Below are 24,285 nucleotides of genomic sequence, written 5' to 3'. Positions count from 1 at the left end.
CGGATGGAGACCGGTTGGCATGCCACCGCTCCGGACAGCTCCCGTCGCCTTGTTCTCCCGCGAAGGCGGGAGCCCAGTCTGGGTCCCCGCCTTCGCGGGGAAACACGCTTTTCCTGTGTGTTAGCCTAGGCATCGCACAAGCACACCCTCCCCGGCGAAGGCCGGGGCCCAGGTGGAAAGGTCGCAGTAACGATGCGCAACCCGTGTTTATCGACCGCTCCCAACTGGACCCCGGCCTCCGCCGGGAGGGCTCTCCATGGTTGCGCTCCACCGAGCGTCAGTCCGCAGCGAAAAACCCCGCCGCCCGCCTCTGGGCCTCGACTCGCACCTCCCGCCACTGCGCCAACTCAGCCTCCGCATCCGCAAGCGCCCGGTGATCCGGCACGCGCCCGTTACGCCGCTGCAACACCTCGCCGACCACCTCCCGCGCAAGAGCCTCCCGTACCGCCGCCGGCTCCACACCCGCCAGGCACGCCCGCGCCGCCTCCAACTGCGCCGCGTCCGTATCGCGCAACCGCAGCACCCGCTTCGGCTGCCCGCCAGCCCGCAACAACGTGCTCAGCCATTTCCCATCCCAGGACGGCGCGCTGGCCAGCAGGTCATGGCCGACCAAAGCCTCGACCATCCGCGCAGCAACGAGCCGGTGGTCCTCGCCCCGCTCCTCCAACGCACGCCGCTCGATCCCGTGGATGGCCTGCGCCGCCGGATCCCAGTCGGTCCACTCGGGCGCAGGCCTGATCGGATGGCTCTCCGACGCACCATCCTCAAACACCCACGCCACCTCGATCGGGTAGCTCTTCTTCCCCAGCGACGACGCTTCGAAATCGAGGAAGGCGAGCATGCCGCTCAGCCGGTCGGGCTGGCGGCGTGGACGAGCTTGGGCTCCTTGATCGGCGACAGGGTCTGCTCCTGCTCCGCCGAAATCCGGCGCGAACGCACGAACGGCGGCAGCGTCACTGGCCCACGTGTCTTCAGCGCCTCCAGCACACCCTCGATCACGCGCAGATCGGCAAGTCCTTCCTCCGCATCGGGCTCGGGATCGCGATCCTCGAGGATGCAGTCGGAGAAATAGCGCATCTCGCCGCCGAACTGGTCGGTCGGCTTGAAGCTCTCGTGGCTCTTCTTCTCGCCGATCGTCACGCGCTGTTCCATCGCGTCGCCGAAGCCGTAGGCCGGGTCCATGTGGATGCTGCCCTCGGTGCCCGAGATCGTCAGGCTGTCGACGTTGTTGGCCGCATAGGAGACGGTGAACTGCGCGAGCCGGTTGCCGGGAAACCGCAACGTCACCGCGAACGTGTCGTCGAGATCTCCTAGCCCCAATTCGGGATGCCGCGTAGCGACGGCCGAGACCACTTCGGTCGGCTCCGCCCCGAACAGATAGCGGGTCGCGTTGATCGGGTACGGACCCATGTCGAACAGCGGCCCGGCCTGCACGCCGTTCTTCACGCGGTGATTGGCCGGATCGACCTTCTGCGTGAAGCAAGAGGTGAACGCGATCAGCTCGCCTAGCTCGCCGCTGCGAATCCGCCGGATCGCGTCGAGCGTGGACGGCTCGAAATGCAGCCGGTACGCGGTCATCAGCTTGGCGGACGATGCGCGCTCGGCATCGCGGATCGCCTCGGCCTTCTCAACCGAAATCTCGAGCGGCTTTTCGGACAGCACGTGGATGCCCGCCTTCAGCGCGGGGATCGCGAACTCGGCATGCCGCCAGTTTGGCGTCCCGAGATAGACCGCATCGATCAGCCCTGAAGCAAGCAGCTCGTCGAACTGGTCATAGCGATAGGTCGCCTCGACGCCATATGCCTTGCCGAGCTCGCGCGCCTTGACCGGATCGTCGGTGACCAGCGCGGTGATCTCGGAATTGCCGGTATGCGCGACGCCGGGCATCATCGATGCCTGCGAGATATCGCCAAGTCCGACGATCGCGTAGCGGACCTTCTTCTTGCCCAGTCCGAGGGCGGAGGTGATGTTGGAAACGACGCTCATGGGGAATGCCTCGCAGATATGGGTTCGGACCCTCAACGCGACAGCGCGCATAGCTATCCCCAGAACCAAACTTCCTGTTTACGCTTAAAAACCACTTCGGGTCGATTGGTGGACGACCGGGCATCACGACCGCGTTCGCTCCAACCATGGGGCCTGCGTCGCCGCACATGCCCGGATCGTCTCGAATCCGCAGGATACCCCCGATGTACGCGCCGCTTCCCACCGCCGATCGCCGTGCGCAGAGCCGCCCGCACGGCCTTGCCCTGCGCGGTCTGTTCGGGCTGAGCGAGGACGACCGCGATCAGGTGACCGATCTGTTCGTGCCGAAGCTCGCGCAGGTCGCCGCGGTCTGGCCGTTCACGCTGGCGATCCAGGGCATCGCCTGCGCGTTGCTGATCGGCCTGGCCGCATTCGGCGCAGATAATGCCCAGGTCGATACGCAGGTTAGCCTCATCGGGATCGCGGCGCAGTCCGCGATCCTCCTCGCCGCCTCGCTGTCGATCTTCGCGACCGTCCGCCTGCCGGCGCTGGTCGCGCTGGCGCCGTACAAGCGCAACCGGATCGTGACGCTCTGCGCTGCGACGATGGCGGCCATGATGACCGCGCTGCTGTGGGTCATCACATCGGCGCCCGATGGTCCGATCCGGTTCACCGACGCGGTCGCGGTGGCGGGAACGATCGGCATCACCGCGGTCAGCCTCCACCCGGTCCGCGCCGCGTCGCTCGGCTTCGGCGGCGGGCTGGTGCTGACGCTGGCGGTCCTCGCCGGGCCCGGCATCCCGGTGGCGATCGCCTTGCTGTTCCTCGGCTGCCTGATCGCAGCGACGCTGCGCCTCGCGCGGATCGACCACGCGCGCGAACTCGATCGCGCGGCGGCCTCGAACGCAGGCTGCGTCGCGGTCAAGATGATCGCAGAGTTCGAACAGCACGGCGCCGGCTGGTTCTGGGAAGCCGACCGCCAGGGCCGCGTGACCTATCTCTCGGCCAAGGTCGCGCGCGATCTCGTCTCCTCCGGCAGCGCGATCGGCCAGTCCCTCACCGACCTGTTCCAGATGGACAGCGACACGCCCGGCACCGAACGCACGCTGGCCTTCCACATCTCGTCGCGGACGTCGTTCTCGGACTATTCGGTCTGCGCCGCCGCGTCGGACAGCGACCGCTGGTGGTCGATCTCGAGGCCGCCCGGTGGTCGACGACCTCGGCCGGTTCCAGGGCTTCATCGGCTCGGGCAGCGACCTGACCGAACAGCGCAAGTCTGAGGCGGAGATCACCCGGCTGGCGCTGTTCGACGGCCTCACCGGGCTCGCAAACCGCCAGCGGATGCAGAATCTCGCTCGAAAAGACGCTCGCGCAGAACACCGGGCCGTACCGCGCGACCTCGCTGTTCCTGATGGACCTCGATCGGTTCAAGGCGGTCAACGATACGCTGGGTCACCAGGCCGGCGACGCGTTGCTGAAGCAGGTCGCGCAACGGCTCCAGCGCGGGGTCGGCGGCACCGGGCTGGTCGGGCGGCTCGGCGGCGACGAGTTCAAGGTCGTGCTGCCCGGCATCGACAATCGCGACACGCTGGCCGATCTGGCGCGCGACCTGATTGCGTCGCTGTCGCAGCCCTATTTCATCAGCGGCACCGCGGTCACGATCGGCTGTTCGATCGGCATCGCCATCGCGCCCGACGACGGCGAGGATTCCGAGACTTTGGTCCGCAACGCCGATCTCGCGCTGTACGCCGCCAAGGGCGACGGCCGCGGCGTCCACCGGTTCTTCGCGGACGAGATGCTGGCGGGCGCGCGGACGCGCAAGCTGCTCGAGGACGACCTGCGCGTCGCCGTGTCGGAGGGCGCGTTCCACCTCTGCTACCAGCCGGTCGTCAGCACCGACTCGGTCCGGATCGTCGGCTACGAGGCGCTGATCCGCTGGAACCACCCGACGCGAGGGCTGGTCTCGCCCGCCGACTTCATACCGGTGGCGGAGGAATGCGGGCTGATCGAGGCGATCGGCGAATGGGTCCTGCGTACCGCGTGCAGCGAGGCGGCGCGCTGGCCCGACACGATCCGCGTTGCGGTCAACGTCTCGCCGATCCAGTTCGCCAACCCGATCCTCCCCGCGCTCGTCACCAGCGCGCTGGCGCAGTCGGGGATCGCCCCCGGCCGGCTCGAACTCGAGATCACCGAGGGCGTGTTCCTCGACGAGACCCGCTCGTCCGAACAGATGTTCAGGGCGCTCAAGGGAGTAGGCGTGCGGCTCGCGCTCGACGATTTCGGCACCGGCTATTCGTCGCTCGGCTATCTACGCAACGCGCCGTTCGACAAGATCAAGATCGACCAGTCGTTCGTGAAGGGTGCCGCCGAGCCGGGCAACCGCAACGCCGCGATCATCAAGGCGATCGTCACGCTCGCCGACACGCTCGGGATGGAGACGACCGCCGAGGGGGTCGAGGTGCAGGACGAGATCGACCTGTTGCGCGATCTCGGCTGCAGCCACATCCAGGGCTATGTCTATGGCCGCCCGGTCCGCGCGGAAGAGGCGCTGCGACAATTGGGTGTCGAGAACGGTGCGGCGACCGCCAGCGGCTTCAAGGTCAGCCGCGCCCGCCGCCACAAGATGCTCCGCTCCGCCCGCATCCTGCTCGACGGCATCCACGGCGACGTCCGGATCCGCGACATATCGACCTCGGGTGCGATGCTCGACGGCTTGAAGATCGACGGAAACCCCGACGGCGTCGAGATCCAGATCGAACTCCTCGAAAACCAGATGACCCCCGCCCGGGTCCGCTGGGCGCGCGGCGGCAAGGCGGGGATCGAGTTCCACGAGGCGTTCAATCTGGACCGGTTGAACCCCGGCCAGGCGGCTCGCATCCGCCGGGTGGGATGACGGGGGGCGTGTTGAGTGCCGATCGACTGTCGTTCCGGTCCAAGTGCAGGATGGTGCCGGCTACGTAGTTCGCGCCCCTCCGCCCCACTTCCTTTCATGCCTTTCCTCTCTTTCCGTCATCCCCACTCCTCTACCGTCACCCCAGCGAAAGCTGGGGTCTCGTGCGGCAAGCTCACGCGCGACCACCGGAAGACCCCAGCTTTCGCTGGGGTGACGAACTTTGTTGGGTGACGAATCGTCGGCGGCAGCGGGCCGCGGTGAGAGAGCAGGTCGCAAACCCCACCAACCACCCCGGCGAAGGCCGGGGCCCAATCGGCAAGGTCCAGGTAAGCGCGCGCAGCATACGCCAATGCACCGCCCCCACTTGGGCCCCGGCCTCCGCCGGGGTGGTAGCCTCCGCCGGGGTGGTAGCCTCCGCTGGGGTGGTAGCTAGCCCGAAGTGGTACATAAGGACGCACTTACGCCCCCGCTCGGAACCAACCGCCCCCCAATACCGTCTCTCCCCCATGCCCCAGCGCACTCCCATCAAGGCCCTCGCCTTCGACGTATTCGGCACCGTGGTCGATTGGCGCTCCGGCATAGCCCGCGACGCTGCGCCCGTTCTCGCGCGGCTCGGTCGCAGCGATATCGACCCGCATGCCTTCGCCGACGGCTGGCGCAAACGCTATCAGCCTGCGCTGGAGCAAGTCCGCAGCGGACGGCGGCAGTTCGTCATCCTCGACACGCTCCACCGCGAGGCGCTCGAAGACCTGCTCCGCCACCAGGCCATCGATCCCGCGACACTCGACGAAGACACGCTCGTCGACCTTACCCACGCCTGGCACCGCCTCGATCCCTGGCCGGACTCGGTCGACGGCCTCACCCGCCTCAAGGCCCGCTACCCCATCGTCACGCTCAGCAACGGCAACATAGCGCTGATGCTCGACATGGCTCGCCGCGCGCACCTACCCTGGGACGCGATCCTCGGCGCCGAAGTCAGCCGCGTCTACAAGCCGCTCCCCGAATCCTACCTCGCCACTGCGCGCATGCTCGCGGTCGACCCCGCCGAACTCTGCCTCGTCGCCGCGCACCATAGCGACCTCGCCGCCGCCCGCGCGGCCGGATTGCAGACCGCCTTTGTCGACCGCCCGCTGGAATATGGCGGCCGCCGCGCACCCGATGCCGACGACGCTCAGGACTGGGAGTTCAGCGTCGACAGCCTGACCCGACTTGCCGACGAGCTTTGCCGATGACCCGCCGACCCGTGGCGGCCGGTGCCGTGCGAGCGGTGGATTATGGCGCCCCGAGCCGGTATCGACCCGATATCGGAGTATACTTCGGCCTGGTGTGCGACCCGGCAGGACTCTGAAATGACGACAGACGCGAAGACCCCGGCGGGACAGCCGACCGCGGTAGCCGACTTTCTCACCGGCGGCGGCGAGATGGCGGCGATGATCCGCACGCATGACTGGTCGTCGTCGCCGCTCGGCCCGATCGAGCAATGGCCGCAATCGCTACGCTCGATCGTGTCGCTCATGCTCGCCTCGGAATTTGCGATGTGCGTCGCCTGGGGCCCCGAACTCGGCTTCCTCTACAACGATCATTACGCGCGGATCCTCTACGACAAGCACCCCGCCGCGCTCGGCGGTCGGCTGGATGTCATATGGTCGGAACTCTGGTCCGATATCGGCCCGCTGGTCGACCGCGCGCTCGCCGGCAAGGCGTCGTTCTTCGAAAACCTGCCGCTGGTCACCAATCGCAAGGGCTATGACGAGCAGACCTGGTTCACCTTCTCCTATTCGCCGGTGCGCGACGAGAGCGGCGCGGTCGCCGGCATGTTCTGCTCGACCTACGAAAGCACCGAGCGAGTCCTGATCGAACGCGCGCTTCGTGACGAGCGTGAGCGGATGGGCCAGATGTTCGCCCAGGCGCCGACCTTCATGGCGATGCTGCGCGGGCCCGAGCACCGCTTCGAGCTCACCAATCCGGGCTATGACAAGCTGGTCGGCCACCGTCCCGTGCTCGGCCGTACCGTCGCCGAGGCCCTGCCCGATGCGGTCGAACAGGGTTTTCTCGAATTGCTCGACCATGTCTACGCGACCGGCGAGCCGTTCACCGCGTCCGGCATGCTCTACGCGGTACAGGCCGCACCGGGCGGCCCGGTCGACGATCGCTATCTCGATTTCGTCTATCAGCCGATCCGCGACGCGAACGGGGCGGTCGTCGGGATCTTCGTCGAGGGCGCCGACGTCACCGATCGCAAGATGCTGGAGCGCGACCTGCAGGCGCTCAATGCCGACCTCGAACAGCGCGTCCGCGATCGCACGCAGGAACTGGTCGAGGCGCAGGAGGCGTTGCGCCAGGCGCAGAAGATGGAGGCGGTCGGCCAGCTCACCGGCGGCATTGCGCACGACTTCAACAATCTGCTGCAAGGCATCACCGGCAGCCTCGAGATCGTCCAGCGCCGCGTCGCGCAGGGGCGGGTCGGCGAACTCGATCGCTTCATCACCGGCGCCACCACCGCAGCCAACCGCGCCGCCTCGCTCACCCACCGCCTGCTCGCCTTCTCGCGCCGCCAGCCGCTCGATCCGCGCCCGGTCAAGGCCAACCCGCTGGTCGCTTCGCTGGAGGATCTGCTCCGCCGCACGATCGGCGAACGGATAGAGTTCGAGATGGTGCTCGGCGCCGGCCTGTGGACGACGCTGTGCGATCCCAACCAGCTCGAAAACTCGTTGCTCAATCTCGTCATCAACGCGCGCGACGCGATGCCGCACGGTGGCAAGCTGACGATCGAGACCTGCAACGCGCATCTCGACGATCACTTTGCCGCCAGCCAGCGCGACGTGCGGCCCGGCCATTATGTCTGCATCTGCGTCTCGGACACCGGCACCGGCATGTCCGCGGACACCATATCGAAGGCGTTCGAACCGTTCTTCACGACCAAGCCGATCGGCCAGGGCACCGGGCTGGGCCTGTCGATGATCTACGGCTTCGCCCGCCAGTCCGAGGGCTATGCGAAGATCTACAGCGAAGTCGGCCAAGGCACGACGGTCAAGCTGTACCTCCCCGCCATTACGGCGACGCGGAGCAGGACGAGCCGCTTCCCGGACTGACGCAGGACCACGTCACCGACGCAGGCGAGATCGTGCTGGTGGTCGAGGACGATGCCGTCGTCCGGTCGCTGATCGTCGAGGTGCTGGGCGAGCTCGGCTATCAGGCGGTCGAGGCGCATGACGGCCCGACCGGTCTCGAACGGCTGCGGACGATGGAGCGGATCGACCTGCTCGTCACCGATATCGGCCTGCCGGGGTTGAACGGCCGCCAGGTTGCCGACGCCGGCCGCGCGATGCGACCCGGGCTCCGCGTGCTGTTCATGACCGGCTACGCGGAAAACGCAGCGCTCGCGGCGGGTTTCCTGGAGCCCGGCATGTCGATGATCACCAAGCCGTTCGCGATGGAGGCCCTCGCGACGCAGATCCGGACGATCATCGAGGGCTAGCGTCCCGCTACGCGCGGCCCTGCCCACGTCCCACTCCAACGCTCACCACCACCTCACGATTGCCACCACCCCGGCGAAGGCCGGGCCCAGTTGGCAAGGTCGGAGTAACGACGCGCCACGCTCAGTCGGCAACGTCCCCCAATTGGACCCCGGCCTCCGCCGGGGTGGTACCGTCGAGCAAGGCCTCGATAAATCGCCAACCAGATTTCGATCCTCCCCGCCAGGGAGGTGGCTGGCGCTTGCCAGACGGAGGGGAGGAAAGCGATCACATACGTTGCGCGTCCTCCCCCTCCGTCACCTTCGGCGCCACCTCCCCTGGCGGGGGAGGATCGTAACGGTCCCCCACCCTCCCCCAAAACCAAAGCAACATTTGCCACTTCGACCCCCGAAATAATTTTTCGTTCCCGCCCCGTTCCCTTGCACATCGCGAACCCCGCAGAAGTCCACGCGTCGCGAATCCCCGCTTGCCCAGCCCCGCGACGAACGCGACGAACCGAGCCCCCGACCACCACCACACCCCTTGCGTCTCTTCGCGCTTTGGCACAATCTCTTGGGGTTGCGTTCGGGGGCGGACCCAATCGCTGGTAGAACAACCCTTGCATAACCATATGCAACATGACCGTAAGCGCGCCTTCCACCGCCGCGATGGTCACTTTTTGTTCTCCCGTTTGCGCTCGCCCGATGGTAGCATGGCAACAGGCGACCGATTCGAACGAATACAGAACACTAGGAGCGGTTTCGATGGATTTCAGAGACAGCAGCCGGGATAGCGACATGACCACAGACACGATCGAACAGACCACTGCAGCCAACGAAGCCGAGGCTCCGAAGGCCCCCGCCAGGCACAGGACAGCCACTCCGTGCGCGCGCAGATCTACCCGGTCGAGGTCGATCACAGCCGCGACGCGCTGCTGACCGAATTCGGCAAGGACACGCTCAAGGATCGCTACCTCCTGCCGGGCGAGAGCTATCAGGACCTGTTCGTCCGCGTCGCCTCCGCCTACGCCGACGACGCCGGCCACGCGCAGCGGCTGTACGACGCCATCTCGAAGCTCTGGTTCATGCCCGCCACCCCCGTTCTGTCGAACGGCGGCACCGGCCGCGGCCTGCCGATCTCGTGCTACCTCAACTCGGTTCCCGACAGCCTCGGCGGCATCGTCGACACCTGGAACGAGAATGTCTGGCTCGCCTCGCGCGGCGGCGGCATCGGCACCTATTGGGGCAACGTCCGCGGCATCGGCGAGCCGGTCGGCCTCAACGGCAAGACCAGCGGCATCATCCCGTTCGTCCGCGTCATGGATTCGCTCACGCTCGCGATCAGCCAGGGCTCGCTCCGCCGTGGGTCGGCCGCGGTCTATCTCGACGTCTCGCACCCCGAGATCGAGGAATTCCTCGAAATCCGCAAACCCTCGGGCGATTTCAACCGCAAGGCGCTGAACCTCCACCACGGCGTGCTGATCACCGACGACTTCATGGAAGCCGTCCGCAACGGTGACGAGTGGCATCTCCGCTCGCCGAAGGACCAGGCGATCCGCGCCACCGTCGACGCGCGCTCGCTGTTCCAGAAGCTCGTCGAGACTCGTCTCCAGACCGGCGAGCCGTACATCGTCTTCGCCGATCACGTGAACAAGGCAATGCCCAAGCATCACCGCGAACTCGGCCTCAAGGTCTCGACCTCGAACCTGTGCTCGGAGATCACGCTGCCGACCGGCAAGGATCACCTCGGCAACGAGCGGACCGCGGTCTGCTGCCTGTCGTCGCTGAACCTCGAAACCTGGGATCAGTGGAAGGACGAGAAGGGCCTGATCGAGGACGTCATGCGCTTCCTCGACAACGTCCTGCAGGATTACATCGACCGCCACGAACCCGGCATGGAGCGCGCCGCCTACAGCGCGGGCCGCGAGCGGTCGGTCGGTCTCGGCGTGATGGGCTTCCACTCGTTCCTCCAGGCACGCGGCATCCCGTTCGAGGGCGCGATGGCGAAGTCGTGGAACCTGCGCATGTTCAAGCACATCAGCAGCCAGGCGAACGAAGCCTCGATGCAGCTCGCGATCGAGCGCGGCCCCTGCCCCGACGCCGCCGATGTCGGCGCGATGGAGCAGTTCAGCTGCAAGATGGCGATCGCCCCGACCGCGTCGATCTCGATCATCTGCGGCGGCACCAGCGCGTGCATCGAGCCGATCCCGGCGAACATCTACACGCACAAGACGCTGTCGGGCAGCTTCTCGATCAAGAACCCGTATCTTGAAAAGATGCTGAGCGAGAAGTCGAAGAACTCGGACGCGGTCTGGAACTCGATCCTCGAACAGGGCGGCTCGGTCCAGCATCTCGACTTCCTCTCGACCGAGGAAAAGGACTGCTACAAGACGTCGTTCGAGATCGACCAGCGCTGGCTGCTCGAGCTAGCGGCGGATCGCACGCCGTACATCGACCAGGCGCAGTCGCTGAACCTGTTCATCCCGGCGGACGTCGAGAAGTGGGACCTGCTGATGCTCCACTTCCGCGCGTGGGAGCTCGGCATCAAGTCGCTCTATTACCTCCGCTCGAAATCGGTCCAGCGCGCGGGCTTTGCCGGCGGGGTCGAGGCCGACAACACCATCGACCTGCGCCAGATCGACGTCGAGTCGAAGGATTACGATGAGTGCCTTGCCTGCCAGTAAGGCGCCCCGGCGCTCAAGCGTGACCCTGGCCCGTGAAACACGGACCGGGGGCGCCTGACGCAAAACCCCGGCCCGCGCGAAGCGGGACCGGGGTTCGGGCAGTCTCGACGGCGCGTACGACACGCGCCGCTAAGAGTTCAGGCCTCTTCTTCGAACGTCACCGCCACGTCGGCGTTGGCGGAAAGCCGGACCTTGCCGTCCTCGATATCCGCAACCAGCCCGAGCGAGATGAAGTGATGATGCCCTTCATGGCGGCCCTTGCCCTCGACGACCTGGGCGCCCGAGTCCTTCTTGGTCAGCTTGATGCGGTTGCCTTCGACCTTGTCGACGGTGCCGACATGGACGCCGTCCGCGCCGATGACTTCGGCATGTTCCTGGATCTGGGTTGCATCGACCATGGTCGTTCTCCTGTGGTGGGTTCCCCGATACGGGGCTCGGCATCTCAACGCACGTCATGCGAGTTCGCCGCATGACATATGGTTCAGCTATCATGTTCGTGGTCGCGGGCGTGCTCGGAATCGTCGGCACCGCGATGCTGCTCCGTCTGCGCAGCCCGAGCATCACCGAGCAACAAACCTACGCGTTCCGCATGATCGGCATCATGCTCACCTCGGGCGCGATCGTCCTCGCCATGTCCGCCGCCGCGATGTGGCAATGGAGCACCGAGACATGAAACACGCGACCTGATCCAACCAGTTTCCAGATTTAAAACCAATTCCCGAAAGGCTTACCCCATGTCCCTCCTTCACGCCTCCAAGCAGTACAAGCCGTTCGAATACCCCTGGGCGTTCGAGTTCTGGAAGCGCCAGCAGCAGCTCCACTGGCTCCCCGAGGAAGTGCCCCTGGGCGAGGATTGCCGCGATTGGGCGCAGAAGCTCAGCGACCACGAGCGCAACCTGCTCACGCAGATCTTCCGCTTCTTCACGCAGGCCGATGTCGAGGTGCAGGATTGCTACCACGAGAAGTACGGCCGCGTGTTCAAGCCGACCGAGATCAAGATGATGCTGACCTCGTTCAGCAACATGGAGACGGTCCACATCGCCGCCTACAGCCATCTGCTCGACACCATCGGCATGCCCGAGAGCGAGTACGGCGCCTTCCTCGAATATGCCGAGATGAAGGAAAAGCATGATTACATGCAGAAGTTCACCGTCGACAACGACGAGGACATCGCCCGCACGCTCGCCATGTTTGGCGGCTTCACCGAGGGCGTCCAGCTGTTCGCGTCGTTCGCGATGCTGATGAACTTCCCGCGCTTCAACAAGATGAAGGGCATGGGCCAGATCGTCACCTGGTCGATCCGCGACGAGAGCCTCCACTGCGAGGGCATCATCAAGATGTTCCACACCTTCTGTCAGGAGCGCCAGTGCCTGACCAAGGCGATCAAGGACGACATCGCCGACGTCTGCCAGACGACGATCCGCCTCGAGGACAATTTCATCGACCTCGCCTTCGAGATGGGCCCGGTCAACGGCATGACCCCCAAGGAGATCAAGAAGTACATCCGCTTCATCGCCGACTGGCGCATGACGCAGCTCGGCCTGAAGCCGATCTACATGATCGACGAGCACCCGCTGCCCTGGCTCGCGCCGATGCTCAACGGCGTCGAGCACGCCAACTTCTTCGAACAGCGCGCCACCGAATATTCGAAGGCCGCGACCAAGGGCCAGTGGAACGACGTCTGGGATAGCTTCGACAAGCGCCAGACCGCGAAGAAGGGGCCGGCTGCGAACGTGGACCTGAGCGAAGTTCGGGACATGTTCAGCGATTCGGTTGCGGCGGAGTGAGCACGTTACAGACGCTGTAGACAATAACCGCCGAACCCTACTTAACAGGCTTCAAAAAGCACTGGGAGAGGCCATCACGTTGATTGTAGACGAGCAGGAGCATCATGCCCTTTGCTATCGGGCAATCAGCATGATTGATCCTTATGCACAAATGATTCCGTCATTTTATCAGGATAAGATGACGGAATTTACCGTTCAAGAAAAGGAGTCGTTATCTAGGTGGATAGAGTGGGTGAAAACCACCCTTATTTCGGCAAGCAACGAAGCGACTCGCGATTACCAAAGAACAAAACGTCGTACGGTAATCGTATTGGCCGACATAGTCGAAGCCGCTATGGAAATCACTTTGGCAAGCTGCTTAGATCATTTGGACCCTGTTGGCATTGATCTCAAGTCGCTGACTGGTTACAAAAAGAGATCCGATGCAACAGGCGATCTGAAACAAGCCATAAGATCATGGGAAGAAAGCTTTTTCGAGACTCCCTACCCGCTCGTCACGCTTCATCTATATGATCCAATGCTTCTTCCCAAGCTTTGCACCGCCGAAAAATTCTGAATTAATTGATATTTTGATCGTAAGCAGAAACAGCTTTACCCACGACCTTATCCCACTCAGTTCACATATTCAGCTCGATGTAGCCGATCCCACTTTCACCGACGACCAGATTGATGGATTATTTGCCGCCGCTAGTGATTTTCTATTGGCGTTTCTTACAAGCATCCCGGGCGATCTCCCGAATGCAGTGTCCGCACTCAATGCTCAATACACGTCAAAGCAGCACAACAGAACAGCCTGAACGTAACGTGTGAGGAGTCTGACTGATGGCCGTCGAAACCACCGACTGGAACGTCACCGATCATCTCAACAGCGACGCCGCGATTCTCGCCTATCTCGAAGCGGTCTTCGAAGACGGCGACCCCGCGTTGATCGCCGCCGCACTCGCCGACGTAGCTAAGGTCCGCGGTATCGCCGAACAGCCCAAGCCCCGGCCCGATATTCCGCTCGACTCAGTCATCCGAACGCTCAAGGCGCTAGGTCTCAAACTGACCGCAAAGGCAGCGTGATCCCATGCCAGATGCCGGATCAACCTGTTGCCGCTGGAGATGATCGCCGGTGCAGACCTCGATGATTAAACTCGTCCGCGTAACCGTAGAAGGCGACGACGCCCTGCAACTCGTATTCTCGGATGGCGCTGCGGCACTCTGGTCGGCCGCCGATCTCATCGCACGCGACACGGTCATGACGCGCCCTCTTTCCGACCCCGCCTACTTCGCCCGCGCCTTCATCGAAAGCGGCGCGCTCGCCTGGCCCAACGGGTTCGAAATGTCTGCTGACAGTCTCCATCGTCGACTGGGCCTGACAGACGAACAGGCCCTTTCCGCCGCCTGCCCCCTATAGAGACCCCATTCTTTCAATCGGCAGGATACCGCCGGCGCGCATGCAGCACGGTCAGCACGTCGACATCGCCATCGGCGGCAAGCGCGTACACGATCAGATACGGTAATCCGACGACCGAGAACTCCCGCGTTCCACTGACCTGCCCGGAACGACCCAGAAGCGGGAATTGCCCGAACATCATCGCCGTCTGGACGATGCGGACAACGACTCGCTCCGCGGCTCTGGAGTCATTTTCAGCGATCCAGTCACGAATGGCGCGAAGGTCATCCCGCGCTTGCGGCGTGAAGTTAACCGTCAATCGTCAGGTCGCGTAGCACCTGTTCGACCGAGATCATCGACGACCGATCCTGCGCCTGCCTCAGGCCACGCTCGATCTTCGCGCGTTTCCAGCTTTCATAGCCATGGTCGACCGCACCATGATCGGCTTCCAGCTTTTCGAACTCGTCGACGTGTGTGGCCATGGATCGAGCATAACGCATTACCGGCGTTCCGGTAAGCCCAACCCTATCCACACCAAGGCGAGCGCTTCCCGCCGCCGTAGCGCCGCGCGAGGCCGTGGCGGACCAGGACCGCGCCCAGCGACACGCCGCCCCTCTCGACGATGCGGGTTTGCGGCCGTAGCGGTCGACGTCGCGCTTGATCAGGGTCAGCGTGAAGGGGCCGGCGTTGAGCATCGCCTGCATCTTCAGCGTCGCGGCCTTGCCCAGACGCGCTTCGCGGGCGCAGCGGGGTGGGTGGGTTTCCGGGGTGTCGATGTCGGCGATGCGGATCTTGGTTCCGGCCATCCAGAAGGTGTCGCCGTCGACCATGCAGTCGATCCGCTTGGCATGGCCGCAGATCGTGAAGCGTGCCGATACGGGCTTGCCGCCCGATAGTGCAGATGCGGCGGCGGTCGACGCCGCGCTGGCGATGCCCGCTGCGGTGGCGAGAGTGCCGGTAGCGGCGGTCGCGCCACCGGCGTTGGCCGCAGCGCCGGCAGCCGCCGCTGCGGACGGCGCCTCCGCCTTGGCACCATCCTCGGCCCAACCCCAGCCTCCGGGCACGCGGAAATGCCCGGCGGGCCAGGCGATGCCGAACCCGGTCGGCCATTCGACCTTCAGCCCCGGCGGCACGAGCGCGGACCAGTCGATCTGGCGGATCACCGGCATCATCAGCCCGAGCAGCACGCCATAGAACACCAGACGGAGTTGCAGCAGGACTCCGGGCGCTGGACGGCGCGCCGCCCCACCGCGGCGCGGGGCGGCTGCACGATCGCCGCTCAGCAACCGCATGAAATCAAACACATACTCCATCGTCCCTCGCGCGTACGCGCGCGCGCGACGATGTCACCCTAGTCGCAGGGTGGGTTGCGGTAAGCGGAGTCGGAAACAAGGCGAACGCATCGTGAACATCTCTCACCCGACGCAAGCTGGCCGAGGACGGTTCCGCGCTGCCTACCCGATGCCGATGTTCGCCAGGTGCCGGATGAAGTTGCCGACCGTGAGACGCGGTAAACTTTCCGTCCCGAAACATCAGGCGCGCACACCGGGGGACCGTCAAACCGGTCGGTTAGTCTGCCAAATGCCCGGCAAGTACCGAACTATCTGCCCACTCTCTCATGTGCCAATCCAACGGGCGCGAGCCAGCTAGCGGGTCGATGCTGGGCAGTACCGACCGGATACGGCGAACTCGTTGTCCTGCATGCGTCGGTCAGGCCCGGATCGGCCCGCGGCACCGCTCCCGCACATCCCGGCCGACGCGGTGCCGAAAATCGCACCCGTCATCGATCCCGCCGCAAGCACCGCCATGCTCGCAGTCCCATGTTCGGGGCGCCATGCTCGGGGACCCATGCCCGGAACCGTGCGAGCGGCCATACTCCGGACACGTCACCGACTCGACACGCCGCAAACGCCAGACACACGAAGGGCGGGAAATGGCCCTAGCCACTCCCCGCCCCGTTACGCATCCAGCTTATACCTCTTGCGAGGCAAAGGCTTAGAAGTGCGTGATGATGCCGAGCATCGGACGGAAGCTCTGCGCGTCGCCGAAGGTGTTGACCTCGGCGCGGATGCGGAAGCCTGCGTTGCCGGTGATGCCCTTCAGGCCGATGCTCTGCGGACCGACTTCTGCGCCGATGCCGTAGGTGATCGCGCTGTAGTCACGACCGGTGTCGCCACCGTTGGTCGAACGTGCCGAGAACTTGTCGAAGTTCACCCACTGGTAGCCGACCTTGCCGTAGATCAGGCCGCTGTCGCCAGCGCGGAAGCCGAAACGGCCTGCTGCGCCATATTCCCAATCGATGTTGCCTTCGATGCCCTTGATGACGTTGCCTTCAGCACCGACGAAAACCGGGCCGAGCGGCACGTTCACGCCGAGGACGCCCTGAACCAGCGAGCCCGAGGGCTTGTAGCCGCGACGCAGCGAGTTGTCGGCGTTCAGCGCCTGCGGGATGCCGTGGCCGCGCTCGTTGTCGAACTGCTCCCAACCGCCCATGACGCCGAAGTACGGCTCGATGCCGAATGCCTTCGAGCCGTCCGGAGCAGCTGCCTCGCCGGGCTGCGCACTGTTGTCGGTGGGGGCCGGTGCCGACATGTCCTGCGCGAAGGCGGGAACTGCGACCGTTGCAGCGGCGAGGGCGATTGCCAGGAAAGCTTACGCATGTGAATTTGACCTTATCTCGTGTGTTGCGTGGATCCCCGACTGCACGGTGCGTCGGTTTGGTCCAGGCAAGTCGAAACAGGCCGGCGGGCACATGGTTGCACAAAAAATGTCACATTCAGGGAACTGTTCCCGGGTGTTGCGTTACAGCAACGGTTCCTGTCATTTGGATGAACGAACCATGTCAATCATGGCGGCCAGACTGTCAAAATACAGCGGAAAAGTGGCAAAAAGCAGCCGGGGCCTGCGTTAAGCCTATCCGATCACGGAGCGGCAAGACTCTGTGTGCAATGCAGCATGAATGGGATTTTCGCGTCTTTTCCGCAGCCGCTGGGCAGCGCTGTTCTGGTCGGCAGGGATCCTGTGGACCGCCTATGACGTAGCCACCGATGCCCCTGAACCGCCGACGAACGCACCGTCGGGAATGCCTGCCACGCAACCGACCGACGCAACCGGCGCGGCGTTCGACGCCCGCGATCTCGCCGTGCTGGCGAACGCGGGCGGATAGCGACGCGCTCACCTTGAGCGCGTCGCGGACGGATCAGGGCTTCAACGCGACGTCGTCGGCATCGTCCAGGTCTTCGTCGTCTTCGATGCTGCCATCGTCGAGTTCGTCCTGGACGTCGTCCTCGTCCATGTCGTCCTCGTCCATCGTGACGGAGGCGTCGGTCTCGCCGGCCTCTTCGGAGTCCATCTTGGTCTCGTCGATCGACTCGTCGTCCGTGTCGTCTTCGCCCAGGTCGGGTTCGAGATCGGTCAGGATGATGCCGTCGCTCGGCCCGTTACGCGTGGCCTCGAGGATCTCGGCGCGCTGGCTCTCGTCATAGCCCTCTTCGTCATAACCGTCGTCGCCCGAACCGGCACTCGGCACCTGATGTCCGCCCATGGTCACACTCCTCGTTCCAGGACGCCCGCGTGTCACGGGCTTACCCGATGCGAACGGTGGACGTGCGCGGTGGTTCCTTCAAGCGCGCTTGGGCGCGGTCGACGCCGGCCGGAACAAGCGACCCCGTTCGGTGACCAGGATCGCCAGCAATGCCGCCAACCCTGCGCCGAGGAACCCCGCGACCAGCGGCACGGTCGTGCCGTTGAACGCCTGGCCGATGAGCGCACCGATCACCGCGCCGACGGTCACGCTCAGGAATCCCTGCACGCTCGACGCGGTACCGGCGATCCGCCCCGTATTCTCCATCGCCATCGCCGAGAAGTTCGACGTCGCCAGTCCGAAACAGCCGAGCGTCAGCGCCTGGAAGACCGCAAAGCTGACCAGCGTCTCGAACCCGATCTCGATCGCGAACAGGTGGACGAGCGACACCAGGATCAGCACCGACAGCGCGCCGTGGCTGATCAGCCGAGTCCCCAGCCGCATCACGATCCGCGAGTTGAGCAGGTTGCACGCCGCCATCGTCACCGACGTCGTCGCGAAGATCAGCGCGAGCAGCGTCGGCTTGTGGAACACGTCCGCCATGATCTGCTGGATCGAATTGAGATAGCCGTACAGCGCGCCCATCAACGCGGTCGACGCGAGCGTGTACCCGAGCGAGTGGCGATCGACGAGCGTCTGGCGCCAGTCGCTCAGGATCCGTCCCGGCGTGATCGGCAGGACGTTCTCGGGCGCCAGCGTCTCCGGCATCCGCAGGTAGAACCACACCAGCACGCCCAGCGTCAGCACCGCGACCGTCCAGAAGATCGCACGCCAGTCGCCGAACTGGAGCACCGTCCAGCCGAACGTCGGCGCCAGGATCGGGACGATCATGAAGACCATGAACGCGATCGACATCACCCGCGCCATCGCCCGCCCGTGATAGCAGTCGCGAACCAGCGCGATCGTCGCGACGCGCGCGGCGGCGATCACCGCGCCGCCGAATACCCGCGCCACCAGCAGCAACGTGAAACTTCCCGCGGTGGCGCAGGCGACGTTGGCGATGATGTAGAGCACCAGCGACCAGAGCAGCACCGTCCGCCGCCCGAAGCGATCCGCGAGCGGACCGTGGACGAGCTGCGCGACGCCGAAGCCGATCACGAACGCGGTCACGACGAACTGGCGGCTGTTCTCCGACGCGACGCCGAGCGAGTCGCCGATCGCCGGCAGCGCGGGCAGCATCGAGTCGATGCCGAGCGCGGTCAGCGACATCAGCGAGGCGACGAGCGCGACGAACTCGACGAAGCCGATCGGCGCGCCACGCATCGCCGGCGCGTCGGATTGAGGTTCCTGGGTCTGCATGATGCCAGCGCCTCTACCCGCTCGGGCGGTCGCGCGAAACCCGCTAACCGGCGCGGTTCGGAGATGATTGCGCGATACGCCGATGCCTCCTATCTGTGTTGTCATAACAATACACTTCGGAGGCATCCATGATCCGCCCGCTCTTTCTCGCTACCGTTGGTCTCGTGGGCGTGCTCGCGCTAGCCGCCTGCGACCGCTCGAACGAAGGCGCGTCGGTGTCGATCAACGCGGATGGCGGCAACGTGCTCGGCGCGATCAACGGCGAGACCGGCGAGATGAAGATCGACGTCCCCGGCTTCCAGGGCACGGTGAAGCTGCCGAAGATCAGGATCGACACCGGCAATTTCGATCTCAACGGCGTCCGGCTGTATCCGGGGTCGTCGATCAAGAATTTGAACATCGTGGGCGACGACAAGGCCGGCGGGCTCCGCGTGGCCTTCGCCAGCCCCGCCACCCCGACGATCGTCCGCGACTGGTTCGCACAGCGGCTCGGCAAGGTCGGCTACCAGGTGCATCCCGAGGGCGCGAACCTGATCGGCACGACCGACGAGAACAAACCCTTCCGCCTCGAACTCGCCCCGGATGGCGCGGACAAGGCGACCGGCACGATCGTCATCAGCGGGTAGCGCTCCCCTTCCGTCATGCCGGGCCCTTCGGCAGGAGCGCCTTGTTCCGGAATCCACTGATCTGCAAAAACATGCATCGTCATCCCCGCGGAGCGTCATCCCCGCGGAAGCGGGACCCAGATTGGCTAACCTTTGAGTATATGGGTCCCCGCCTCCGCGGGGATGACGAGAAGATACATGACCGGGATAACGGAGCGGCCCTACAATCCTCCCCCGCCAGGGAGGTGGCTGGCGCTTGCCAGACGGAGGGGAGGCGAGAGCCACGTCTGCTCCGTATCCTCCCCTCCGTCACCTCCGGCGACACCTCCTCCTGGCGGGGGAGGATCGTTCAAAATGTAAACCAACCCTAACCCAGGCATTTGGCACCGCCTCCCCGACCCCCTATATCGGGTGCAACCCCAATCCGGACACGAACCCCATGCTCGACACCCCCGCTGCCCAGGTCCCGACGCTCAGCCTCGCTACGCAGGACACCGACCCCGACGGCTTCGCCGCCGCGTTCGGCGAATCGTTCGAGCGGTTTGGCTTCGCGATCGTCGCCGATCACGGCATCCCCGCCGATTTGATCGAGCGCGCTTGGGCCGAGACCAAGCTGTTGTTCGATCTGCCCGAGGACGAGAAGCGCGGCTATCACATCCCCGGCGGCGGCGGCGCGCGCGGCTACACGCCGTTCAAGACCGAGATCGCCAAGGATGCCAAGGTCGTCGACCTCAAGGAATTCTGGCACGTCGGCCGCGAACTCCCCGAGGGTCATCGCTATGCGGACACGATGGCGCCGAACGTCTGGCCCACCCGCCCCGAGGGATTCAAGCCGGTCTTCCTCGAACTGTTCGCCGCCTTCGACCGCGCCGGCGACAAGCTTCTGTCCGCGATCGCGCGCCACCTGAAGCTCAAGCCCGACTGGTTCGACCCGGCGGTGAAGGACGGCAACAGCATACTTCGTTTGCTGCATTACCCGCCGATCCCCGCCGATGCGGAGGGCGTCCGCGCCGGCGCGCATGAGGACATCAACCTCATCACATTGCTGCTCGGCGCCGAGGAAGCCGGCCTAGAACTGCTCGACCGCGCCAACGGCCGCTGGCTGTCGATCAAGCCGCCCGAGGGCGCGATGGTCGTCAACGTCGGCGACATGCTGCAGCGGCTGACCAACAACGTGCTGCCCTCGACCACCCACCGCGTCGTCAACCCGCCGCCCGAGCGCCGCGGCCATTCGCGCTATTCGATGCCGTTCTTTCTGCATCCCGCGCCGGACTTCCTGATCGAGACGCTGCCCGGCACGATCACGCCGGACAACGCGAACCGCTATCCGACGCCGATCACCGCGCATGACTATCTGTACGAGCGGCTGGTCGAGATCGGCCTGATCAAGAAGTAGGGCGAGGCATGTCGATCCTCTCCCGCCAGGGGAGGTGGCTGGCAATCGCCAGACGGAGGGGAGAAAGGGTAACCGCCGTTCCGCTTCCCCCTCCCGTCACCTTCGGCGCCACCTCCCCTGGCGGGGGCGGATTGCGATTCCGGGCACGCCCCAAACCTCCGCTACTACCTTCCTCTTCCACCCCGGCGGAGGCCGGGGCCCAGTTGGAAAGGTTGCAGTAACGATACGCATCGCTTCATTATCACCGTCCCCCAACTGGGCCCCGGCCTTCGCCGGGGTGGCGGTTCGTCATAGGAACGGCCGCGCCCCCAAACACCCCACCGCTTTTCTCCCCACCTGATACCCAACAACCACGCTTCGCCCATTGGTCCGCGCCCCGCATCCGCTAGACCGCGCGCGATGCCCCATCTCTATCTCGTCGACGGCTCCGGCTACATCTTCCGCGCCTATCACCGGCTGCCGCCGCTCACCAACAAGCATGGCGAGCCGGTCGGCGCGGTGTACGGCTATACGACGATGCTGTGGAAGCTCGCGGACGAGGTCCACGCCGCCGACGGCCCGACCCACATGGCGGTCATCCTCGACAAATCGTCGAAGACCTTCCGCAACGATCTCTACGACAAGTACAAGGCGCAGCGTCCGCCCCCGCCCGAGGATCTCGTCCCGCAGTTCCCGATGATCCGCGATGCCACGCGTGCCTTCTCGCTGCCGTGCATCGAGACCGAGGGACTCGAGGCCGACGACATCATCGCCTGCTATTCGAAGGCCGCGCTGGCCCAAGGCTGGGAAGTCACGATCGTCAGCTCCGACAAGGACCTGATGCAGCTGATCGAGCCCGGGCTCGACATGTACGACACGATGAACAACCGCCGGCTCGGCGCGGAGCATGTCGCGGAGAAATTCCACGGCGTCACCCCGCGCAACTCGGCGACGTCCTCGCGCTGATGGGCGACAGCGTCGACAACGTCCCCGGCGTGCCCGGCGTCGGCCCCAAGACCGCGGCGAAACTGATCCTCGAACACGGCGATCTCGAATCCGTGCTCGCCGCGGCGGACGGCATGAAGAAGGGCAAGCTGCGCGATAACCTGATCGAGCATGCCGAGATGGCGCGGCTGTCGAAGGTGCTGGTCTCGCTCAAATGCGACGTCGCGCTGCCCGAACCGCTCGAAGACCTCGAACTCAAAGGCATTCCCGACGCGCCGCTGCGGGCGTTTCTCGAGCATCACGGCTTCAAGTCGCTGCTCGCCAAGCTGTCCGCGATCGCCGAAGCCCCCGTCACCGAGTCGCCCGTCGTCGCCGACATGGACGACGACGAGCCGTGCAAGCACGACGACTATGAAACCGTCGTCGACGAAGCCGCGCTCGATCGCTGGATCACCGTGGCGAAACACCAGGGCTGGATCGCCATCGACACCGAGACCACCGGCATCGACGCGACCCGCGCCGATCTCGTCGGGATCAGCATGGCGCTGCATCCGAACCTCGCCTGCTACGTACCTATCGCGCATGGCGGGACGGATTTGCTCGCGGAAAACCCGGTCCAGCTCGATCGCGCGCTCGTGCTCGCGAAACTGAAGCCGTTGCTGGAGGATCCGAGCATCCTGAAGATCGGCCACAACCTGAAGTACGACATGATCGTCCTCAGCCGCGCCTACGCGTCCACCGGCGGCGTGCAGATCGCCCCGTTCGACGACACGATCGTGATGAGCTTCGATCTCGACGCCGGCCTCCACGGCCACGGCATGGACGAACTTGCCGCCACGCATCTCTCGCACAGCTGCATCGCGTTCAAGGACGTCGTCGGCACCGGCAAGACGCAGCGCACCTTCAACGAAATCGACCTCAAGGCCGCCACGCGCTACGCCGCCGAGGACGCCGACGTGACGCTCCGCCTGTGGCGCCGCTTCAAGCGCCGCCTCCCCGCGGAAGGCTCGACCCGCGTGTACGAGATGGTCGACCGCCCGCTCGTTCCCGTCATCGCGCAGATGGAGATGCATGGGATCAAGGTCGACGCCGCGAAACTGTCGAAGCTCTCGACCGAGTTCGCCGGCCAGATGGCGAGCCTCGAAACCGAGATCCACGCGCTCGCCGGCGGCCCGTTCATGATCGGCAGCCCCAAGCAACTCGGCGACGTGCTGTTCGAGAAGATGGGCATCAAGGGCGGCCGCAAGGGCAAGTCCGGCGTCTATTCGACCGACGTCACCGAACTTGAACGGATCGCGGCGGACAAGGATTCGCCGGGCGCGGTGATCGCGCGAAAGGTTCTCGACTGGCGCCAGCTGTCGAAGCTGAAATCCACCTACACCGACGCGTTGCAGGCGCAGATCAACCCGGCGACGGGCCGTGTCCACACGTCCTACTCGCTGACGGGCGCACAGACCGGCCGCCTGTCCTCGACCGATCCGAACCTCCAGAACATCCCGATCCGCACCGAGATCGGCCGCCAGATCCGCGATGCGTTCGTGGCCGAGCCCGGCAACGTCATCCTCGCCGCCGATTACTCGCAGATCGAGCTGCGGCTGGCCGCGCACATGGCCAACGTCCCCGCGCTGAAGGCCGCGTTCGCGAACGGCGACGACATCCACAGCCTCACCGCGCAGGAACTGTTCGGCGAGGTCAACCGCGACACCCGCGGCCGCGCGAAGACGATCAACTTCGCGATCCTCTACGGCATCTCGCGCTGGGGTCTCGCCGGTCGCCTCGACGTGTCGGCGGACGAAGCGCAGGCGATGATCGACCGCTATTTCGATCGCTTCCCCGGCATCTCGACCTACATCGTAGAAACGACGGAGAGCGTCCGCGCCAGCGGCTACACCACCACGCTGTTCGGGAGAAAAACCCACTTTCCGCGCATTCGCTCGAAGATCCAGCACGAACGCCAAGGCGCCGAGCGTGCCGCGATCAACGCGCCGATCCAAGGGACGAGTGCGGACATCATCAAGCGCGCGATGATCCGCATGGGCCCCGCGTTGCTCGAAGCTGGCCTCCCGAACGTCCGCATGCTCCTCCAGGTCCACGACGAACTCGTGTTCGAGTTGCCCGAGGATGATGTCGAGGCGGCCAAGCCTGTGATCGAACGCGTGATGGCGACGGCGGCACAACCCGCGGTGACGCTCGACGTTCCGCTCGGCATCGAGATCGGCACAGGCCTCAGCTGGGGCGCCGCGCATTGAGCCAGTCGATGCCCGAAAATCTTCCCCCCTCCCTGGAAGGGAGGGCCGAGGGTGGGTCGGCCTGAGGC

General features: G+C 65.2%; 21 protein-coding genes and 3 pseudogenes. 16 read left to right on the top strand and 8 right to left on the bottom strand.

The features are described 5' to 3' along the window. Positions 1-277: 277 nt before the first annotated feature. Both AC0IX7_RS17790 and AC0IX7_RS17785 read right to left on the bottom strand, forming a co-directional pair. Positions 278-841 (bottom strand): transcriptional regulator, encoded by a 564-nt coding sequence (locus AC0IX7_RS17790; protein WP_471813169.1) that lies wholly within the window; start codon positions 839-841, stop codon positions 278-280. Positions 842-846: 5 nt separating this feature from the next. Then, positions 847-1,986 carry a Gfo/Idh/MocA family protein gene (locus AC0IX7_RS17785; protein ID WP_471813167.1) on the bottom strand — a complete coding sequence of 380 codons (1,140 nt, stop codon included), beginning with the start codon at positions 1,984-1,986 and terminating at the stop codon, positions 847-849. Positions 1,987-2,189: 203 nt separating this feature from the next. Between AC0IX7_RS17785 and AC0IX7_RS17780 the strand changes: the two genes are divergently transcribed. From AC0IX7_RS17780 to AC0IX7_RS17755, 6 genes and pseudogenes are all read left to right on the top strand, one after another. Next, entirely contained in the window at positions 2,190-3,245 is a 1,056-nt protein-coding gene (locus AC0IX7_RS17780) for a hypothetical protein (RefSeq protein ID WP_471813166.1), read from the top strand. A 131-nt stretch (positions 3,246-3,376) separates the two neighbouring features. Then, complete coding sequence (locus tag AC0IX7_RS17775; protein ID WP_471813164.1) at positions 3,377-4,858, top strand: EAL domain-containing protein; 1,482 nt, start codon at positions 3,377-3,379, stop codon at positions 4,856-4,858. Positions 4,859-5,364: 506 nt separating this feature from the next. After that, positions 5,365-6,090, top strand: a complete 726-nt coding sequence (locus AC0IX7_RS17770) for a haloacid dehalogenase type II (protein ID WP_471813162.1) — start codon at positions 5,365-5,367, stop codon at positions 6,088-6,090. A 42-nt stretch (positions 6,091-6,132) separates the two neighbouring features. Further along, a pseudogene (locus AC0IX7_RS17765) lies at positions 6,133-6,696 on the top strand (PAS domain-containing protein); the annotation flags it as partial. Next, positions 6,673-8,336, top strand: a pseudogene (locus tag AC0IX7_RS17760) (ATP-binding protein). The pseudogenes AC0IX7_RS17765 and AC0IX7_RS17760, both read left to right, overlap by 24 nt. Before the next feature lie 860 nt (positions 8,337-9,196). Further along, positions 9,197-10,996 carry a ribonucleoside-diphosphate reductase subunit alpha gene (locus tag AC0IX7_RS17755; RefSeq protein ID WP_471813160.1) on the top strand — a complete coding sequence of 600 codons (1,800 nt, stop codon included), beginning with the start codon at positions 9,197-9,199 and terminating at the stop codon, positions 10,994-10,996. Positions 10,997-11,133: 137 nt separating this feature from the next. On the opposite strand, the gene AC0IX7_RS17750 is transcribed toward AC0IX7_RS17755, so the two are convergent. Then, a complete protein-coding gene (locus tag AC0IX7_RS17750) occupies positions 11,134-11,394 on the bottom strand; it encodes a DUF2171 domain-containing protein (protein WP_187502156.1) in 261 nt (86 codons plus the stop codon). A gap of 71 nt (positions 11,395-11,465) precedes the next feature. Here AC0IX7_RS17750 and AC0IX7_RS17745 point away from each other — a divergent pair, with 71 nt between their 5' ends. The 6 genes from AC0IX7_RS17745 (at position 11,466) to AC0IX7_RS17720 (ending at position 14,182) form a co-directional block, all read left to right on the top strand. After that, entirely contained in the window at positions 11,466-11,669 is a 204-nt protein-coding gene (locus AC0IX7_RS17745; protein WP_132736349.1) for a hypothetical protein, read from the top strand. Positions 11,670-11,730: 61 nt separating this feature from the next. Beyond that, a complete protein-coding gene (locus AC0IX7_RS17740) occupies positions 11,731-12,783 on the top strand; it encodes a ribonucleotide-diphosphate reductase subunit beta (protein WP_471813158.1) in 1,053 nt (350 codons plus the stop codon). A gap of 79 nt (positions 12,784-12,862) precedes the next feature. After that, positions 12,863-13,339, top strand: coding sequence for a hypothetical protein (locus AC0IX7_RS17735; RefSeq protein WP_471813157.1), 477 nt, complete (start codon positions 12,863-12,865; stop codon positions 13,337-13,339). Then, positions 13,293-13,580 carry a hypothetical protein gene (locus AC0IX7_RS17730; protein ID WP_471813155.1) on the top strand — a complete coding sequence of 96 codons (288 nt, stop codon included), beginning with the start codon at positions 13,293-13,295 and terminating at the stop codon, positions 13,578-13,580. Before AC0IX7_RS17735 ends, AC0IX7_RS17730 begins: the two co-directional genes overlap by 47 nt. A 25-nt stretch (positions 13,581-13,605) precedes the next feature. Next, positions 13,606-13,848, top strand: coding sequence for a helix-turn-helix domain-containing transcriptional regulator (locus AC0IX7_RS17725; protein ID WP_471813154.1), 243 nt, complete (start codon positions 13,606-13,608; stop codon positions 13,846-13,848). Positions 13,849-13,909: 61 nt separating this feature from the next. Further along, positions 13,910-14,182, top strand: coding sequence for a DUF2442 domain-containing protein (locus AC0IX7_RS17720; protein ID WP_471813152.1), 273 nt, complete (start codon positions 13,910-13,912; stop codon positions 14,180-14,182). A 13-nt stretch (positions 14,183-14,195) separates the two neighbouring features. On the opposite strand, the gene AC0IX7_RS17715 is transcribed toward AC0IX7_RS17720, so the two are convergent. The 3 genes from AC0IX7_RS17715 to AC0IX7_RS17705 form a co-directional block, all read right to left on the bottom strand. Next, entirely contained in the window at positions 14,196-14,480 is a 285-nt protein-coding gene (locus AC0IX7_RS17715; protein ID WP_471813150.1) for a type II toxin-antitoxin system RelE/ParE family toxin, read from the bottom strand. Beyond that, positions 14,470-15,474 (bottom strand): thermonuclease family protein, encoded by a 1,005-nt coding sequence (locus AC0IX7_RS17710; protein WP_471813149.1) that lies wholly within the window; start codon positions 15,472-15,474, stop codon positions 14,470-14,472. Before AC0IX7_RS17710 ends, AC0IX7_RS17715 begins: the two co-directional genes overlap by 11 nt. A 682-nt stretch (positions 15,475-16,156) precedes the next feature. Continuing rightward, positions 16,157-16,753: an outer membrane protein gene (locus AC0IX7_RS17705; protein ID WP_471813148.1), complete on the bottom strand. Its 597-nt coding sequence runs from the start codon at positions 16,751-16,753 to the stop codon at positions 16,157-16,159. 367 nt (positions 16,754-17,120) lie between these two features. On the opposite strand from AC0IX7_RS17705, the gene AC0IX7_RS17700 reads away from it, so the two are divergent. Next, positions 17,121-17,327 (top strand): hypothetical protein, encoded by a 207-nt coding sequence (locus AC0IX7_RS17700; RefSeq protein ID WP_471813147.1) that lies wholly within the window; start codon positions 17,121-17,123, stop codon positions 17,325-17,327. A gap of 33 nt (positions 17,328-17,360) precedes the next feature. Here the strand turns inward: AC0IX7_RS17700 and AC0IX7_RS17695 are convergent, their stop codons facing one another. Both AC0IX7_RS17695 and AC0IX7_RS17690 read right to left on the bottom strand, forming a co-directional pair. Then, complete coding sequence (locus tag AC0IX7_RS17695; protein ID WP_471813146.1) at positions 17,361-17,705, bottom strand: DNA primase; 345 nt, start codon at positions 17,703-17,705, stop codon at positions 17,361-17,363. Positions 17,706-17,783: 78 nt separating this feature from the next. Continuing rightward, the gene (locus AC0IX7_RS17690; RefSeq protein ID WP_471813144.1) at positions 17,784-19,043 is read right to left on the bottom strand and encodes a multidrug effflux MFS transporter; all 1,260 of its coding nucleotides are present in this window, start codon (positions 19,041-19,043) and stop codon (positions 17,784-17,786) included. Between the two features lie 128 nt (positions 19,044-19,171). Between AC0IX7_RS17690 and AC0IX7_RS17685 the strand changes: the two genes are divergently transcribed. The 3 genes and pseudogenes from AC0IX7_RS17685 to polA all read left to right on the top strand — a co-directional run bounded on the left by AC0IX7_RS17685 (position 19,172) and on the right by polA (position 24,217). Then, entirely contained in the window at positions 19,172-19,669 is a 498-nt protein-coding gene (locus AC0IX7_RS17685; RefSeq protein WP_471813142.1) for a hypothetical protein, read from the top strand. A gap of 418 nt (positions 19,670-20,087) precedes the next feature. Next, complete coding sequence (locus AC0IX7_RS17680) at positions 20,088-21,044, top strand: isopenicillin N synthase family dioxygenase (RefSeq protein ID WP_471813140.1); 957 nt, start codon at positions 20,088-20,090, stop codon at positions 21,042-21,044. A gap of 399 nt (positions 21,045-21,443) precedes the next feature. Next, positions 21,444-24,217: pseudogene (polA, locus tag AC0IX7_RS17675) on the top strand (DNA polymerase I). Positions 24,218-24,285 lie beyond the last annotated feature (68 nt).

It is taken from the genome of Sphingomonas sp. AC411, from assembly GCF_979253035.1.
The sequence above is the reverse complement of the archived record's forward strand: the minus strand, read 5'-3'. Positions and strand labels throughout refer to the sequence as shown.

What these genes read in the sequence shown, in the direction of transcription:
- AC0IX7_RS17730 (WP_471813155.1), top strand. Translation starts at nt 13,293, where the DNA reads ATGATCCAATGCTTCTTCCCAAGCTTTGCACCGCCGAAAAATTCTGAA.
- AC0IX7_RS17770 (WP_471813162.1), top strand. Translation starts at nt 5,365, where the DNA reads ATGCCCCAGCGCACTCCCATCAAGGCCCTCGCCTTCGACGTATTCGGC.
- AC0IX7_RS17745 (WP_132736349.1), top strand. Translation starts at nt 11,466, where the DNA reads ATGACATATGGTTCAGCTATCATGTTCGTGGTCGCGGGCGTGCTCGGA.
- AC0IX7_RS17775 (WP_471813164.1), top strand. Translation starts at nt 3,377, where the DNA reads ATGGACCTCGATCGGTTCAAGGCGGTCAACGATACGCTGGGTCACCAG.
- AC0IX7_RS17740 (WP_471813158.1), top strand. Translation starts at nt 11,731, where the DNA reads ATGTCCCTCCTTCACGCCTCCAAGCAGTACAAGCCGTTCGAATACCCC.
- AC0IX7_RS17695 (WP_471813146.1), bottom strand. Translation starts at nt 17,705, where the DNA reads ATGGGCGGACATCAGGTGCCGAGTGCCGGTTCGGGCGACGACGGTTAT.
- AC0IX7_RS17750 (WP_187502156.1), bottom strand. Translation starts at nt 11,394, where the DNA reads ATGGTCGATGCAACCCAGATCCAGGAACATGCCGAAGTCATCGGCGCG.
- AC0IX7_RS17720 (WP_471813152.1), top strand. Translation starts at nt 13,910, where the DNA reads ATGATTAAACTCGTCCGCGTAACCGTAGAAGGCGACGACGCCCTGCAA.
- AC0IX7_RS17780 (WP_471813166.1), top strand. Translation starts at nt 2,190, where the DNA reads ATGTACGCGCCGCTTCCCACCGCCGATCGCCGTGCGCAGAGCCGCCCG.
- AC0IX7_RS17785 (WP_471813167.1), bottom strand. Translation starts at nt 1,986, where the DNA reads ATGAGCGTCGTTTCCAACATCACCTCCGCCCTCGGACTGGGCAAGAAG.
- AC0IX7_RS17685 (WP_471813142.1), top strand. Translation starts at nt 19,172, where the DNA reads ATGATCCGCCCGCTCTTTCTCGCTACCGTTGGTCTCGTGGGCGTGCTC.
- AC0IX7_RS17680 (WP_471813140.1), top strand. Translation starts at nt 20,088, where the DNA reads ATGCTCGACACCCCCGCTGCCCAGGTCCCGACGCTCAGCCTCGCTACG.
- AC0IX7_RS17725 (WP_471813154.1), top strand. Translation starts at nt 13,606, where the DNA reads ATGGCCGTCGAAACCACCGACTGGAACGTCACCGATCATCTCAACAGC.
- AC0IX7_RS17690 (WP_471813144.1), bottom strand. Translation starts at nt 19,043, where the DNA reads ATGCAGACCCAGGAACCTCAATCCGACGCGCCGGCGATGCGTGGCGCG.
- AC0IX7_RS17705 (WP_471813148.1), bottom strand. Translation starts at nt 16,753, where the DNA reads ATGTCGGCACCGGCCCCCACCGACAACAGTGCGCAGCCCGGCGAGGCA.
- AC0IX7_RS17700 (WP_471813147.1), top strand. Translation starts at nt 17,121, where the DNA reads ATGGGATTTTCGCGTCTTTTCCGCAGCCGCTGGGCAGCGCTGTTCTGG.
- AC0IX7_RS17790 (WP_471813169.1), bottom strand. Translation starts at nt 841, where the DNA reads ATGCTCGCCTTCCTCGATTTCGAAGCGTCGTCGCTGGGGAAGAAGAGC.
- AC0IX7_RS17710 (WP_471813149.1), bottom strand. Translation starts at nt 15,474, where the DNA reads ATGGAGTATGTGTTTGATTTCATGCGGTTGCTGAGCGGCGATCGTGCA.